9 protein-coding genes are annotated in these 16,669 nt (G+C 48.0%); 5 read left to right on the top strand and 4 right to left on the bottom strand.

The features are described 5' to 3' along the window. The first annotated feature begins 16 nt into the window (after positions 1–16). From NDI52_RS17970 to NDI52_RS17950, 5 genes are all read left to right on the top strand, one after another. Complete coding sequence (locus tag NDI52_RS17970) at positions 17–1,255, top strand: saccharopine dehydrogenase NADP-binding domain-containing protein (protein ID WP_191132175.1); 1,239 nt, start codon at positions 17–19, stop codon at positions 1,253–1,255. Next, positions 1,252–2,109: a nucleotidyltransferase domain-containing protein gene (locus tag NDI52_RS17965; RefSeq protein ID WP_191132176.1), complete on the top strand. Its 858-nt coding sequence runs from the start codon at positions 1,252–1,254 to the stop codon at positions 2,107–2,109. Before NDI52_RS17970 ends, NDI52_RS17965 begins: the two co-directional genes overlap by 4 nt. A gap of 206 nt (positions 2,110–2,315) precedes the next feature. Continuing rightward, positions 2,316–6,545: a hypothetical protein gene (locus tag NDI52_RS17960; RefSeq protein WP_348256482.1), complete on the top strand. Its 4,230-nt coding sequence runs from the start codon at positions 2,316–2,318 to the stop codon at positions 6,543–6,545. A 39-nt stretch (positions 6,546–6,584) separates the two neighbouring features. Beyond that, positions 6,585–6,965, top strand: a complete 381-nt coding sequence (locus NDI52_RS17955; RefSeq protein ID WP_348256489.1) for an AAA domain-containing protein — start codon at positions 6,585–6,587, stop codon at positions 6,963–6,965. Between the two features lie 261 nt (positions 6,966–7,226). Continuing rightward, entirely contained in the window at positions 7,227–8,540 is a 1,314-nt protein-coding gene (locus tag NDI52_RS17950; protein WP_348256481.1) for an NF041680 family putative transposase, read from the top strand. A 232-nt stretch (positions 8,541–8,772) separates the two neighbouring features. On the opposite strand, the gene drmC is transcribed toward NDI52_RS17950, so the two are convergent. From drmC to NDI52_RS17930, 4 genes are read right to left on the bottom strand one after another with little or no spacing between them, the layout of a single operon-like run. Next, positions 8,773–9,573 (bottom strand): DISARM system phospholipase D-like protein DrmC, encoded by an 801-nt coding sequence (gene drmC, locus NDI52_RS17945; protein ID WP_191132183.1) that lies wholly within the window; start codon positions 9,571–9,573, stop codon positions 8,773–8,775. Next, positions 9,573–11,468 carry a DUF1998 domain-containing protein gene (locus NDI52_RS17940; protein WP_191132179.1) on the bottom strand — a complete coding sequence of 632 codons (1,896 nt, stop codon included), beginning with the start codon at positions 11,466–11,468 and terminating at the stop codon, positions 9,573–9,575. The genes drmC and NDI52_RS17940 overlap by 1 nt, the downstream gene beginning before the upstream one ends. Continuing rightward, the gene (gene drmA / locus NDI52_RS17935) at positions 11,465–14,887 is read right to left on the bottom strand and encodes a DISARM system helicase DrmA (protein WP_191132180.1); all 3,423 of its coding nucleotides are present in this window, start codon (positions 14,885–14,887) and stop codon (positions 11,465–11,467) included. Before drmA ends, NDI52_RS17940 begins: the two co-directional genes overlap by 4 nt. 35 nt (positions 14,888–14,922) lie before the next feature. Further along, entirely contained in the window at positions 14,923–16,656 is a 1,734-nt protein-coding gene (locus tag NDI52_RS17930) for a DUF262 domain-containing protein (RefSeq protein WP_191132181.1), read from the bottom strand. Positions 16,657–16,669 lie beyond the last annotated feature (13 nt).

Genomic DNA, 16,669 nt, shown 5'->3' with positions numbered 1-16,669 from the left:
CAGGAGTACTGTTGCTATGTCTGATCGGTCTTCTGCCCGTTCCTATGATGTTGTGCTCTACGGTGCCAGTGGCTTTGTCGGTAAGCAGACGGTGCAGTATTTTGCTAACCATGCCTCTCCTGAGGGGGTGCGGTGGGCAATTGCTGGGCGCAGCTGTCAGAAATTAGAAGCCGTTCGAGATGAGGTTGATGTAGGGGTAGAGGTGCTGGTAGCGGATAGCCAGGATCAGCAGGCGATTGATGCGATCGTCTCTCAAACCTGCGTGATTCTGAACACGGCTGGACCCTTTGCCCTTTACGCGAATACCCTGGTCGATGCGTGCGTTCGCTTGAGAACCCATTACGTTGACATTACCGGAGAAACGCCCTGGGTCAAAACCTTGATCGATCGCTACCATGCTCAGGCGGCTACCGATGGAACACGGATTATCCCCTGTTGTGGCTTTGATTCGGTTCCATCGGATCTCGGAACTTATCTGGTTGTTCGCCACCTGCAACGAGAATTGGGTGTGCCCTGCCAAGAGGTCAATGCTTATTTTCAAGCGTTCGGCGGTTTCAACGGTGGCACTCTGGCATCGGCAATCAATCTCTACGACTCGCCGGGGGCAGCCCAAATGAATCATCCCTTTTTCCTCAATCCCTCCGCCTCCCACTCTCAAGCTGAAGTTGACCGCAATCGTGACCCACAAACGCCATCCTTTGATACAGACCTCAATACTTGGGTCGCACCCTTTTTTATGGGAGTTGTGAATACTCGCATCGTCCGCCGCAGTAGTGCTTTGTACGAGGAATGGCAGGAACCTTATGGACCGGACTTCACCTATCAGGAGTATCTCAAGTTTGATGAGCCACTGGCATGGCTAAAGGCAACGGGTGTAACAGTCGGTCTGGCGCTATTCATGGGGATTCTACAACAACCCCAGACGCGATCGCTGCTACAGCCTCTTCTGCCTAAACCGGGTGAGGGACCTTCTGAGCAAACGATGAATGAGGGATGGTTCACCTGTGAACTGTTAGGGACTGCGGTAGACGGGCGTAGGATACGAGGACTCATTCGAGATCAGGGCGACCCTGGCAACCGGGCAACAGTGAAATTTGTGTGTGAAGCTGCTTTGAGTCTAGCTCTGCAAACGAATGAGCTACCCGGTGGTCAAACACGGGGAGGCATTCTTACACCAGCAACCGGGTTAGGGGATGTTTTGGCAGAACGATTGCGTCGAGCTGGGATGATTGTAGAGGTAAACTCATCGTTATGAATGAGCAACTGCCCCAGTTCATTCATCATGTTGTCGATCGCTTGCAGGCAATTGAGGGAATTGTGGCAATCGCTTTGGGTGGCTCAAGAGCAAGGGGCACCCATACCCCCACGTCAGATGTGGATCTGGGGCTTTATTATCAACCAGAGAACCCGCCTGATCTCCTTGCTCTAAATCACCTCGCCTCTGGACTGGACGATAACCATCGCACAAACCTGATCACCCCAATCGGGGGGTGGGGAAAGTGGATTAATGGTGGCGGTTGGCTCAAAGTGGAAGGCATTCCAGTCGATTTTCTCTATCGGGATGTGGCTCAGGTGAATCAGGTCATCGATGACTGTCATGCTGGAAAAATCGTGATCGACTACCAACCTGGACACCCCCACGGCTTTGTATCCTCGATCTACATGGGTGAAGCCACCCTTTGTCTGCCACTTCACGATCCACAGAGCGTTTTAGCTACTTTGAAAGCTAAGACAACGCCTTATCCAGCAAAGCTTAAGCAAGCAACGATTGACAAGTTTGCCTGGGAAATTAGTTTCTCGTTGTTAGTTGCTCAGAAGGCAGTTGCACGCGGTGATGTTGCTTATGCCGCAGGCTGCTGTTTTCGCAGTGTGGCGTGTATGAATCAGGTACTCTTTGCACTTAATGAGACATACCTGCTGAATGAGAAGGGTGCTGTAGCACTTGCTAATGGCTTCACGCTTTGCCCTGCGGACTATCAACAACGGGTTGAGTCAGTGTTTACGTTGTTGACGACTGATGCAGAATCAATTAGGGAGGCGATCGCTATCCTGGATGAAATTGAGCAGGAATTGAGTCAATGGTATGGCGATCGAAGGTTAGCGATGTAAAGGCTGATATTCTGAAGCCTTATCCTTCATCTGCGATCGCCCATTGGAACCCTTGAAGTACAGCGAAGATAGTGCGCGGCTGCAAGGGCTACATAGTGAGGCTTGAAAGGTGATCGTTCCTTTAACCCCCTGCTGTGATTGAGAGCCAAATCTCGATCGTTGAGCCACAATAGTAGAGTAATTAATTTTGTTCTTAAAGATTAGTGGTGTCAGAAGCAAAATATGAATGGAAAAGATTCTGGTATCCAAAGGGAGGAACTTGCATACTTGATCTCGCTGGCTATTTAGACAACCCAGAATCAAGTTATACACACATTACTAATCCTGAAGTCGTTCCATTTGAAGCCATTAGTAGAACTCCGTGCTTAATTCTGCTAGGCGAGCCGGGGAGCGGCAAGTCTACTGCACTGGAGCAAGCATTTGAAGACGCTAAAAGGCAAGGAAAATCTGCCCTTAAGTCTGGACTTAGAGGTTTCGACTCTGGGTCTGAACTAAGTAATGAGATTTTTGGAAACTCAGTATTCCAAGATTGGTTGAATAGTACATATCATTTGGATTTATTTCTTGACAGCTTGGATGAGGGGCTTTTGTCGCTCAGTGTTTTGTCAGATACTCTAAGTCGCAAGCTTAAAAACTTCCCATGTGAGCGTCTTAACCTCCGACTCACCTGTAGAACGGCTGATTGGCGAGGCACTTTAGAAGAAAATTTAAGACAGATATGGGGTAAAGATGATGTAGGGGTCTATGAACTAGCTCCTTTGCGCCGAGTAGATGTAGAGGAGGCAGCAGGAAAGAATCATTTAGACTCAGAAGCCTTTCTAAGAGAGATTCAAGCTAGAGAAGCCGTACCATTAGCTATCCAACCAATTACGCTGAGGTTTCTAATCGGAATTTACCGGGAAGACAAACAGTTTCCTTCCACTAGAAAAGAACTTTACTACAAAGGCTGTAGGAATTTTTGTGACGAAAACAATCTATATCGTCGTGAAGCAGGAGAAAAAGGTAAGTTAGACATTGATAAACGTATGATGATTGCTGGCAGAATAGCAGCGGTCATAATCTTTGCAAATCGGGTTGCCATTTGGACAGGTTTAGGTGAAGCTCCCTCCAAGAATTACATCGCCATTCAGGAGTTATGTGGCATAGAGACTCTTGATGAACGTGCGTTTTCGGTAACTGAAGCTGCTATTGAGGAGGTACTGAAAATTACAAGCTTATTCTCCTCCTATGGGGATGGGCACAATAGCTTTTGTTTTACTCATCAAACTTATGCAGAATTCTTGGCCGCTTGGTATCTAGCGCAGCACCCAATGACCTTAGCTCAAAGAATGAGCTTATTACAGCATCCTGCTGACCCTGACAGAAAACTAGTTTCTCAGTTGCATCAGGTTGCAGCATGGGCGGCTAGTTTGTTACCTGAAGTATTTCGGGAAATAGTTAAAACAGATCCCGATGTGGCATTGCAAAGTGATATAGAAAATGCTAGTCGAGAAAATTGTGCCGCTTTAGTAAAATCTTTGCTTAAGCTGCACAATGAGGAAAAGCTGCTATATGAGCCTCGATCGTGGTTATATCAAAGGTTGAGGGATAAGGATTTAGTCACGCAAGTTCAACCTTATATTACTGACATAACCAAAAGTGTGGATGCTCGATATGTGGCAATTGATATTGCTAGAGCCTGTCAATTAAAAGTACTTCAGCATGATCTAGCTAATGTTGCTATAGATCCATCTCAACCTTACTGGGTTCGAGTCAATGCTGCTTATACAGTGAGTGAAATTGGTGATACCGAAACGAAAAAGATTTTGAAACCATTAGCCTTAGGTGAAGCTGGAGACGATCCAGACAATGAACTTAAAGGATATGGGCTTCAAGCGACCTACCCATCTCACATAACAGCAAAAGAAGTTTTTGACGTTCTCACACAGCCTGACGACAGCGGCTTTGGTGGTACGTATCAAAACTTCGTAGCTAAGGATTTTGCTGAACATCTTCAAGTTGCTGATTTACCTTCAGCATTAGCATGGGTTGAGGCACAGCAACCTAGACGTGAATTGCGCTACCCATTTGGTGAACTATCGGATGCAATTATGTTTCTGGCATGGGAGCATCTTGAATTACCAGACATATTGGAAACATTTGCGAGAATAGCCTTTACGAAGTGGAATAACTATCAACACAGGAAGAGCTATCAGAATAAATCACTATTCGAAGACGCACTACTCAGCAATGATCGTAAGCGCCGTCTTTTAATAGCAACCCTTGTCCCCATGTTTTCTTTATCTGAGAGGACGCCCGTTTGGATACTTGGACTTAGGCTACAAAAGGCTCTCCATAAAGATTTTATGTGGATGATCGAATGTCTTCAATCCTCTGAAGATGATCGAATTCAGCAAACTTGGGCACAGTTCATTAGGAGAGTCTTTACAAACCCCGAAAACTTTCCAGAACAGGCAAAAATAGTTCTTGACATCAGTACCATAAATACTATTTTACGTAGAGCGTTTGAAGTATGGATAGAGCCTATAGTCTTAGCCTCATCAGAGGCAGAAAGCGAGAGAGAGGCTTATCTTGAAGTAGTAAACCAACTAAGTCACAAAGAGAATCTTCAATCAGAAGTATCCTCTGCAGTAAGAATTATTCAACTTTTGGAGCAGTTTGAATCTGAGGATCTATCTGCTTGGTGGCAGCTCAACAAGAAAATGACTTTTAAAACGGAAAGTCAATCCTACGAACATATTCTTAAAAACCCAGATCTAATCTCTCTTCCAGGTTGGAAAGAGGCAACTACTTCTACCAGAATACGTATTATTGAGGCAGCAGAGAAGTTTGTGTTGAATTGGGAGCCAAGAGAGGATGGGTCATCCTTATATGAGCCTGAAATCTCTGGGTATAAAGCATTAAGGCTCCTATTAAAAGAAGCTCCTAATCGCGTTATGAATATTCCTAGTTATGTATGGAAGCGGTGGGCTGTAACTATTCTCTCATGCTATTCAATATCAACTAGCAGCCAAAATTCTGAAATTCATCACAGATTAATGAAATTTGCGTATCAACACGCTTCAGATAGAATGATCTCTGCTCTTTTAACTCTCATAGATGGCGAAAATGCAGAGTACTGTAGTACCAACTTTGTGAGCGCGTTTAGAGATTGTTGGAATCAGAACTTAACTAATGCTCTACTGAACAAACTAGGGGACAAGAAACTAAAGCCCAGATGCATGGGACAACTATTGGAAGAACTACTTCTCCAAAAGAGTAGCGCAGCTATAGACTTTACAAGAGCACTCATTCCCTCACCGCCGCCTTCCAGCGAAAAGGATCGCTTTAACGCTATTCAAGCAGCGAGTTTGCTAATGACTCACACTAAGGAGACAGGCTGGCCTGTTGTCTGGGCAACTATTCAGCAAGATTCTCAATTTGGAGAGGAAGTAATCGAGTTTTTGTCTGATTATCTACACAGATCAAGGGATTTTGAATGGCAACTTGATGAAGCTGAAATAGCACAACTTTTCATTTGGTTGGTTACACAATCTTACGAAATACGAGAGGAAGTACAAAATGACAATGTCAATGAGAAGACTAACAGTAAAAACAACCTAAACAAAATTATTGAAGATAATACTATTGAGTGGAAGAACTTTATCCTGAACCACCTTAAGAAGCGTGGTACTGCTCAATCCTATAAAGCATTGCAGACAATCGCTGATGAGTTGCCAGAAATGGCTGAAAAACTGAGGCATACTTTGCTTGAAGCTCAGTTGATAACTCGTCGTCGTACTTGGTCAGCACCAATACCTCAGGAAGTTCTTGAGATCACGAACGATCGCAATATACGCCTTGTTAATGGAGCAGATCAACTGCTTGATGTGGTTATTGAATCATTGGATAGACTGAACCAAAAGCTTCAAGGTGAAACGCCGTCTGCATTTCTTTTGTGGGATCAAGTTGTCTCCCGTCCTAAAGATGAGCAGGCGTTATCGGATTATGTGAAGCTTCACTTGGAGGAAGATCTTAAACAACGAGGAGTAATTGCCAAACGTGAGGTTGAAATTCGGCGGCGACATGGAAATAAAGGTGTTGCTGCATCAGGTGAACGTGTGGATCTTCAAGTAGATGCGTTTATTCGACTACCAAATGGAGAAAATCAGGACTGTGTAAGCGTCATTATTGAGGTCAAGGGATGCTGGAATAAAGATTTAGATACTGCAATGCAAGCTCAACTGGTGGAGCGTTATCTCAAAGATAATAGATGCCAGCATGGTCTCTATCTTATTGGCTGGTTCAATTGTAAGCAGTGGGACAACAAAGATTCCAGAAAGCCTCCAAAGCTGAATATTGAGGAGGCAAGACAGAAGTTTGAAGCGCAAGCTACTGAATTATCAAAGCAAGGGATCAAAGTTAAAGCTGTAGTCCTAAACACAGCGCTTCGATAAATTTGTGAGGAAAAATAAACTTTTCAATTTAATTTAGAAATTAAGATAACTTTAAAGCGTGAGCGTGATTGGGAACCGCGATCGGACACAGTAGACAAGATGCAGGGGCAGGAAGCCCAAGCAGCGCTCGTGTCCTATGGAGTATCCGATCCAGAGTATGCAGCTCAGGAGGCAGAATTCATCTACTCTCGCAATCGACTTAACGTCTCAATTACTCGTGCTAAGAGCAAATGTGCCATTATCCTATCCAGACAGTTGTTAGAAGCTCCACCTTCTGTTTGGGACAGTCTTCAGGTGGCAGAGGGGCTGGAATTCATATGGGGAGTTGTGCAATTGGTCAGACAGCATGGAGAAACGACTGAGGTTATGTTTGACACCGCTCAACTAAGCATGTATCGGTTAACAACACTAATCAAATAGGAGTACTGGCAACCTTTTACTTTCTAGCATTCAGTTTGGAAGATGCCATTGTAGACATTTTTCTATGATGACTTGTTAATAGCTTTGAGATACGGCGTATTACGACACTGTGTTTTTATGGAAATCCCTTAGAGCAAGATTGGTAAGACAGGGAAGACTGTTTTCCAAACTGGACTTTAGACTAACCGGGTAGGAAAACGGCAGTCAGTGCAAGCACCCACTGCCGTAAAGTCAATGAAAATACCAATAGTCATTGACCTTATGATCTTCGAACAACTGAGCCAATTTCGTCAGAGTTTGTACGAGCAACTGGGTAAAGCCAAAGATGCGGTGTTTGAGTTGATGGATGCGGTGTTAACCAGTGCTAGCACAGTGTCATTTGTCAGTCTGTCTCAAAGTCCTGTCTTCCGACGGCAATGGTCGAGTATCTATGCCGCTTTGCACGATAGCCACTTGCCGCAAGCAAAACTGATGCAGGAGATCGCTGGGAGAGTCGATACGACTGAGCAACCTATCCTGGCAGGAGACCGCACCTTTTGGTCTCGTCAAGATGCGGGGACACTCAAAGAAAGAACCTTTGACCACGATAGTCGGCAAAAGAGCGCAGTCGGGCAAAGTTATAGCACCCTGGCCTGGATTGCTGAGGAGAGTGGGAGTTGGGCTTTACCATTACGGCATGAACGCATTAGCAGCTTTGAAACCCCCGGCAAGCGAGCGGCTTTTCAATTACAGCAAGTGACCCGGCAACTCGAGCGCAGACCGTTAGCCGTGTATGACCGAGGTTATGGCAATGCCAGCTTCGTGAATCAGACGGCAACGATTGCAGCAGACCTGTTATTGCGCTTAGCAGCCAATCGCTGTGTCTTTGGTGCGCCTCCTGCCTATGCGGGACGGGGGGCACCGCGTAAGCATGGCGTGAAATTCAAGTTCAAAGACCCGACAACTTGGCCTGAAGCCACCGAGACGATCGCGGTTGATGACCCCCACTATGGTCGAGTCCAATTGATGCGGTGGAGCAACTTCCACTTCAAACAATCCCCCAAACGAGGCATGGAAATCATCCGAGTTGAGGTGCTCGAACCCGTCGGTCGTCAGCGTAAATTTCAGGTGCTTTGGTTAGCCTGGTTGGGTCAGCTCATGCCAGCGTTACAGAAACTTTGGCGCATCTACTTGCGTCGCTTTGCCCTGGAACATTGGTATCGCTTTGCCAAGCAACGGTTACATTGGACACAACCCCAACTGAGTTCGAATCAGGCTTTAGAGCGGTGGAGCCTGTTGGTGGCGCTGATGACCTGGCAGTTGTGGCTAGCTCGCAATGAGTGTAGAGACGCCCCTTTACCCTGGCAGTCTCCTCAAGATAAACTGGCTCCAGGTCGCATTGCTCAAGGTTTTGCCAGTATTTTAGCTGCAATTGGAACTCCGGCTAAAGCGCCCAAACCCCGGGGAAAATCGCCCGGTCGTGCCACGGGTTATTGCCCTTCCCCTCGACCCCATTACCCAACGGTAAAAAAACGAGTACGTAAACGCAAACAGGCTGAGAAAGCACTGAAATCGACGACGATACCTGCAGCATAAAGTCCTGATTTTGGCATGCTCTGTCGCACTACTCAGCCTCTTTAGCGGGTTGGGCAATTTCCTCCTGCTTCTACTGCCTTAGTCCAAACTTCAGTTCCAAAAGTGAATGCATTTTTCAAAAACGGTAATTTTGAGGCTATTGAATTGATTCAACAAAACTGAGCGAGATTCCTCCATCCTTGCGTAGCAGGGGGTGATCATTGATAGCTGCAATTACTTCCTTGATTCAAACTTAAAGTCCTGCGACACGTTGAAGGATGTTTTGGGTAACCAACATTTCAAATTGCGACCGAATTGCTCTTGCTGCAACCTGGTTAGAAATCAAAACTCCCGCTTCAATATTGCGCTGATGTGCAGCTTCTGTAAAGTTGGCTGAGGTGACAAATACCCGTTCTTCATCAACGACGATACATTTTGCGTGTAGGCAAGCATTGCTTTGGGCAGAGGGTTCTAGCGATCGCGGATCATGAAATACCTCTGGCAATCGTTGCCCTGCCCAAACATTTTTACGAAAGTTTTCTGAAAATTCTCGTAGTAAGTTTTGGGTCGGGGTCTGGCTGTTGTAAGGACGCTTAATGTTGAGGAACATGCGGACGCTTAACTTGGGGTTTGCATCCATGCGATTGGCAAGAGGTTGAAAGAGCTGATGCCCTTTAGTGCCCTGATCGATCGCGAAACTAGAAATTAACACGCTATGGCGGGCACTACTAAATAGTTCTCGCACAACCACAGCAGTATCTCGACTCTCGGTTCCAGGAACTTCTGGTCCTGTCCAGACTAAATCGACTTGTTCCTGCTTCTGGTGGGCGATCGCCCGCTCCTGTGCCAGTAACTTCAGCATGTACGCCATATGAGCGGAACTCATTCCCTGTTGCCGTAGCTGATTTAGTTCAGCGGCGACTACCACTATCAATTGCTCTGGCACATAGCTTGCCAAAGCAAACGGGTAAATCGGGAAGCTAAACCTCTCGGTTTCCAGGGCGGTAGCCAGGTCAGTCAGGGCAGGACGGCTCAAGCTCATTAACGGAGACATCATTGGACCGTATCTGGGAAGAATTCTGCTCCCAGTCCTGCTACGGTGTTCACAACCAGTGCCCGATCCAGCATTTCATTGCGGCGCTCGCAGGAGGTTTCAGCAATGAGTAAGCAACCATGACAGGCTGCTCCGTGCTGGAAGCGATCCTCCTGTTCATCATCGGGTTGGTGCTGAGCGCATACTGGGTCATTTGAGCAGAGCCGCCCGTACTCTAAGGCTCTGCCGAGGTGTTCTTCGATCCGCCTGCCGACCTCGACCAATCCACCTAGTGTTCCCTCTGATCCTGAAGTGCCTGTGTGGAGCAGAATGCCATAGCCGATCTCATCAAAGGCATAAATCCGCTCACGGATGGCGCTAGAGGCATAGCCGCAATCGAGGGACACAGCGGTGATGAGCAGGTGGGAAAGGGAGTGCAGCATGATGTAAGCCGCACCAGGAAACTTCGCCTTATCGCGGGGGATTCCCCTCGTGTCGAGCCATTTGTAAAATCCCTGCTCAAGGTGCTGTTCCCGGGCTTTAACCTCTGGGCGGTTTAACCATTGGTGGATTGTATCTTTCTGAATGCTAATGAAGACCCCTTCGCCCAAATTCTCGATCGCAGGCACCCACTTGGGTTCGAAGTCTAGATTTGCCCTACGAATATTGATTGCCAGGTCATCAATCTCACCCTCAATATTCGGCATGGCAGCCTCAAAGCGGGTAAAGCCAATCAGTGCTACGACCTCCCGTAAGCGATGCACAAGCACGACCCGATCGATGGATAATCGCCATTTCGCATCTAGCGTATCTAAGCGACGAGCGTACCCCTGAAAATCCTTGTCTGCCGTTGGAACTTCTTTGCCCATTTCTTCAGGGCAGGAGAGTAGTGCCTCCAGTTCTACCTGCTTAATACTCTTGTCTGGAATGGCTACCCCACTTTTACGCCGCTTCACTTCTGCCCAAACGACATCTGCCCCCAAATTTGCCAGTTCAGCAAACTTCGGCTTCTTGAGTTCTTTTTGGATATCTGCCAGGTCTTCAGCAAACTGCAAATCATCTTCATAGAAGCGATCGACTGCCTTCTTCAGCTCAGCAGCCTGATCGGGCATGGAAATGACACTAAGGATTTGGGTGAAGTAGGCATTGCTGGCAGAGCGCACAAGCAAACGATTGTATTCAGGTTGCCCTGTTTCAACAATGTCACCATTGCTATTTATTTTGTGCCCAACGCAAGGTTCTTGACCACGGGGACCTAACCAAGGGCGATGCCCCTGACATTTACCCAGTACTTTGGAATCTTTTAGTTTGGCTTCGGAAAGAGGACGCCGCTTGCCACATTCACAACGCACAAAAATCTCTTCAAAATCGTTTCCGGAGCCGCCCTCATCTAACCAAAGTGGTTTGCGGCAGGTGGTGTCGAAATCATTGTGGGCAAAGGCGTACCAGTCAATATCGCTGAGATGACCATTGGTACAAGCCTGGACGAAGCGGACAGGGACTGCCTGAGTTGTTTTGCCTTCATGCTTAAACCCACTTTTGACTGCACTCCAGGTCACAAGCGGTCGAGTTCGGTAGACTTTACTATTCTTTTCATAAGTTTCGTCCACCTGTCCTAGAAACCAAGTAGGAAAGACAAACGCATCAACGCCGCTGATTGCTGCCCGGGGATCACTAGATTGTTGGGGTGGCGTATAGAGCTGGATTTCTTGAGGGTCGATGTCCAAGCTTTTTGCAACCTTGTAGCGGAGCCGATCCTCCCGAATTGCTTGGCGATCGCCCTTCCAGTAGGTCAATCCAGAAATGACGACAGAGCGGGTTGGTAAATCAACCATTGAGCCAGGACCGAAGGTGCTTAGCACTTGGCTTTGCCGCAATTCACCACTGGGTTTAGACTTGCTTTTCTTATCACTCATTTGCCTTCATCCTCCATATCCAGTCCATAGGGGTCGCGTACCCAAAGATTGACGGTTGCTTCGACATCGCGCAAGCTACGGTAAGCTTTGAACTTCTGACGTTCGCGGGGTTCTTTATCCGCATCTGGGCTGAGTGCATCTAGCAGTAGTGGAGGAGCCAGATCTGCTTCCTTCTGGTATTGCAGCCGCTTGTCTCGATTCGCGATTTGTTTCCAGGTGTCAATGAGATCAAGTACCTGCGCTCTGACCTGTTGCCGTAGTTTGCTTGTTGCAGCCGCATCTAAATCTGGGCTGTAACTCTCAGCGCGACAGGCGATCGCCTCAATCACCGCATCGATCGCATCTGGTTTGTTATTGATATTCGAGGCTCCCAGTGCTGGAGTCATTTCTGGAATACCCAAGCGAGTCAGGGCGACAACAACCCCTGCTAACCCTCGATCCAAGGCGCGCGGAGAGAAGGGAGTAACGCTGGTTGCCTCGACTGCCCGGTAGAAGCTGTTGTGCCAGCTTTGGAATCGCTCGTAATGGGAGCGATCGCGGGGTCGATGAACATTCAGCAGCGTCACAACCAAACCAGGACGATTGGAATCTCGCCCCACTCGGCTGGTTGCCTGGATGTATTCTGCGGCTGTTTTGGGTTGCCCTAGAACAACCATCAAACCTAACCGCACAATATCCAGACCAACGGAAATCATATTTGTGGCAAGTGCCACATCTACCCGCTCTTTTTCGTGAAATGGCAGGGCTAATCGACGCTTGGTATTGGCAACTTTGTTGGTGCTTACTCGCGAGGTGAGTTCTTCCGGCTCGTCGTCAATTTTCCGATTGAGGAAGGGTCCCACGAGTTCACCGTGCCGTAGGCGATCGCCGTAATTCACTAGTTGGGCAACGACCTCATCTTCAACGATTCGACGGCTTCCTCCCAGTTCACGTAAGGAGTTGAAGTAGCCCATCAAGGTCATGTAGGGATCAGCGGGATTCTCCTTGTTCCGTTTGCCGCCCTGCTCCTCATATTGCTTGTAGGCAGCTGCCATGAGTGCCAGGTAGGTTCTCAGCAGGACAACTTTTAGACTGCGTCCTTGGGCGGCAACACCTAGGTAAAGTCGTCCGGGAACGGTGAAGTCTGTTTTGGCAAAGAAGGAATCGTGCCGATTGGGGCTGGGCGGTGGAAAGATATCGACATGACCCCGACCGAACAGGGCTTGGATCTGATGTTTCGCTCGCCGCACGGTTGCAGTTGAGGCGATGATTTTAGGGCGAATCGGTTTACCAGAGTCAGTGCTGGTGTGGGAACAGAGTGTGTCAATCGCCGTTTCGTATAACCCGACCATCGTACCCAAGGGACCAGAGATGAGGTGTAATTCGTCCTGGATGACTAAATCGGGTGGCGGCAGATAGGTTCCGATTGGTTTACCGGCGATCGTTGGATCAGCAGCGCTATAAAAGCCTTCACCATCCTGGTAATGGGTGACACGCCCAAACAAAGCACCTGTTTGTCCAACCCAGGGGAGTGCGGCAAATTTATCGACCGTGGCGATCATGAAACAGGGTAAGCGACGGTAGATGGGTTCATCGACCGCTAGGATGGGCAGTGGGTTGCGACTGCGGAAGTCACAGTCTCGACCAAAATAGTCTCGATTGGTGCAGATGACTTTGAGGTTTTTCGGGGCATCTTCTGACGGCTGAAGTTGAAACGATTCAGGTTTGAACTTTTCCCCACACCAGGGGCACTTCTCCAAGGGAATGGGAGACGGCTTGCCTTTGCTGTCTCGCTTGAAGGCAAGCGTGCGCTCACGGGCAGAGTATTCGTCCTTGTCACCTCGCTTACCGAGTTTATTGGGGGTTGCGCCCTGTCCGACCCAAAGACCAATCTCAAAGGGCCACTGACCTAGCTTCGTGGGATCTTTTTGCCGCTCCAGTTCTAGCGCACAAATCAGACGAGCGGCTCGCTCTAACTGATCAAGGGTGAGCAATCGCAGCGTATAGCGCATGAGGACGCTTATTCCAGATGACTGAATACCTGGATGCTTGAGACGGCGCAGCACCAGCGTAAAGGCAGCAAGCCCCAAATAGGCTTCCGTTTTACCACCACCCGTCGGGAAAAAGAGCAGGTCAACAATGCCTCGGTCACAACAATCGGGTTGGGCGATACTGACCAGATTTAGCAGAATAAAGGCTAGCTGAAACGGTCGCCATGTGGGAGGTTTGAAGCTCTCTGGAGGTTGGTTCAACTCCTGGCTGAGTTGACGGCGACGAGCGATCGCCACGACTCGATTGGCAATCCGAAATGCTTCTAACACCTGCGGGTCTGCCAGTGAGTCGATACCCGATTCAATGCGATCGCAGGCACGACGGGCATCGTTTAACAGGGCTTGGGCAACGTTGTTTGCCTGGGGTGAATCAATTGGGGTGTTGTATTGAGCGGTAATCCAGGTGCGGTATTCTGCCACCATTGGGCTTAGCATTTGCCGGATTACGTCTACATTTTCGGCAGCAGCTAATGCCTCCATCCCAAGTTGAACCATCGGCAGCGGGGCCGCTTCGACCTTGGGGACTTCTGCGAGCGGAATCCAGGTGGTACAGACTTCGGTGCAGTGATGTGGATCGGAGGAGTGGGCGATGACGGAGACGTTATGCCCAACGGCAAATTCATACTCGTGGCGATATTGCAGACTAGCGATCGCCTCATCGGGGTCTTTGCTGTCTAGACCACGCAGGTCTGAGCGGGGTACAAATCCCTCTGGGCACTGCACAATCAGGCAGGTTTGGAAGGCAAAGGACGCATCCTTCTCACTGAAGTGCATCTGACGGTAGTTCACAAGAAAGATGGAGACTGAGAGTGTCCCTGCTTCAAAGCGATGGTCAATCACTGGGCGACAGTTGACGACTAAGGTGAGACCACTACCACCAGGAATCTCAATTTCAAACGAATCTTTGGCAGATTGAATTGGAACGATGAGTGAAGCAGATTGGGGAATGCGTTGCCATCCACCTGGTTTGCGCTTCTTTTTATCGCCAGGTTCCTCAACTTCAAGATTCTGTCTTTCCAGTTCAATGGGTTTGTAATCTGCCCAGTGAACTGTCGTTGGCAGTTCTTTTGTCTGTTGGGAGATGAGGAAACTCATTCCCATTGAGGAGGGAAATAGTGCTTTTCGGGCGGGCGTTACTTCAGGAGACTGGCTATCTTCGCTCGTTGCGCCATCCCCTAGCTCTTGCGGCTCAACATTTCCTTCATCATCGGAGCGATCGTCTGGTTTTGCGCCGAAGGGAGCCAGAAACCCAGTGAGATACCATTTGGAGGGTGCTTGGGTTAACACTTCCTCTGCATGTTCTGTGTCATTAGGTTTAGGCCCAACCAGGTCGATTTGCAGGGCATCGACTAGAGTGGAGCGAATTTCAACGGATGTTAATTGAGGCATGAACAGCAGTCTCCAGGGCAATTTATAAGCTTTGATCAAGCGGCGGTAGAAGCTTGATGACTTGAGTCAGTGGGATCTAAACGCCAAAGATGCTGTAATCGTTGCATCAGTTCTGTTTGACGCTTCTCAATAACTTCGTGGGTCCATGCGGTTTCATTCAACACTTGAGTGGTGAGTGCAAAAGGAGAAACACCGTTTTTGCCTGTGAAGTATTTGCTTTTTTTGGTTTCAAAGTCGTAGTTCTGGGCACTGCTATTTTTGTAGCCCGACAGGAGTGCCAAGTTACCTAAACGATGAACATCGTTCTGGCGAGTGTCTTCATTGGGGAACCACTCTAACCACTGACTGTTCTTTGGTGGGTTTTGCGGAAGAATGTGTTCAACAGTAATGCGAGGAAGGCTATAAACGGCTTCGCCACCAGAAAGGTAAGTGTCGAGGCGAAGGAGTACATAAAGGCGAGTTTTAGTCTCTAGATACAGGGGACCATTCAATTTCTGAACAATTACCTGACATTCTTCTGCGGTTAGATTTAATGGCGAAGCAGGGCTACTTAAATCCTGGTCTTTTTCAATCCAGTCTAAGAGGTTGCTGTAGCGCTTAATGCGATCGTTGATGTCGGCTCGCTTAATCATTAGACCGGAGGCCAAGCGGTCTAGATCCCTGAAGAACGTAAGCAATCGGTCGGGTTGATGGCGATGTTTAGACAGGTAGGAAATCGCAGGCGGTAACCAATCGGCGTTATCAATACGGTTCAAGTATTTGAAGTAGGTGTTGATAGCTTCAGCGTGCTGGTGACTTTCGTAGCAACAATCTTGAATATCGGCATAGGCTTGAGCTTTTGGGCACAGTACCTCATCTATAAAGTGGATGGGGTTTTCGCTAGGTTTAACGTGCTCTCGCACTTCTTTTAGGACAGAGTCTTTTTGCTTCGCTTTACGGTAAATTACCCGAATGTGAGAGAACAGGTCCTGAAAGGTATTACGGCCTAGCTGCTCTTCAGTATCTTCCCACCGCTTGTTATATTTCTCTTGTTGTTCTTTAGGAATTTTGCCGATGATTTCTGATTTCAGAATGTCGGTAACAGACAGGTCTAACCCACGGTCGTTCAGGACAGAGAAGATCCGATAGGCCGAATCCATATCGGGGGTAGAAACGACTACCAGCAAGCATTTGTATAGAATGAATTGGGTTAGTCGTCGCTGCTGTTGTTCTTCTAATGCAGTAAGTCGATTTAGCAAGGTTAGGGCGTTGTCACGAAGATGCCGTTGGCTGTCGGGGAGAACAGCGTTCTCTAGAGTTTTCAGCTTCTCGAAGCCACCTTGAATTTGAATATAATCCTTAAAGAAGTCAGCATCCCGTTCCCGCAAAGTTAAGCGGTAGCGATTCTCCCGCCCTTTCTCATTGATGTCGAGTGGATTACCTTCTTGATAGAGACATTTGGTAATCTGACCCATCCAGGCAGGAGGTAAAACCTCGCGGAGCGCAGCGAGCAAAATAGTCAAGGTTGTCAGACGTTGCTGACCGTCAACGACTTCTGCCTCTGGCAAGCCATCTGACTTAATTAGAACAATGCTTCCCAGGAAATAAGGATTGACTTCATCAATCGGCTCGACACCATCTCCCAGGAAACTCAATAGATCATCTAGTAGAGTTTCGGCTTGCTCAACCTCCCAAGCGTAAGGTCGTTGATACATGGGAATCGAAAAGACAAAGTCACCGCAAAAGATCTTCTCAATGGGATATTCGGCACCGTGGATTTTAGTTGGCATGACTTGCTAGTTT

The sequence above is a fragment of the Leptolyngbya sp. PL-A3 genome (genome assembly GCF_039962325.1).
In the GTDB taxonomy this organism is placed as follows: Bacteria; Cyanobacteriota; Cyanobacteriia; order Elainellales; family Elainellaceae; genus Vacuolonema.
The sequence above is the reverse complement of the archived record's forward strand: the minus strand, read 5'-3'. Positions and strand labels throughout refer to the sequence as shown.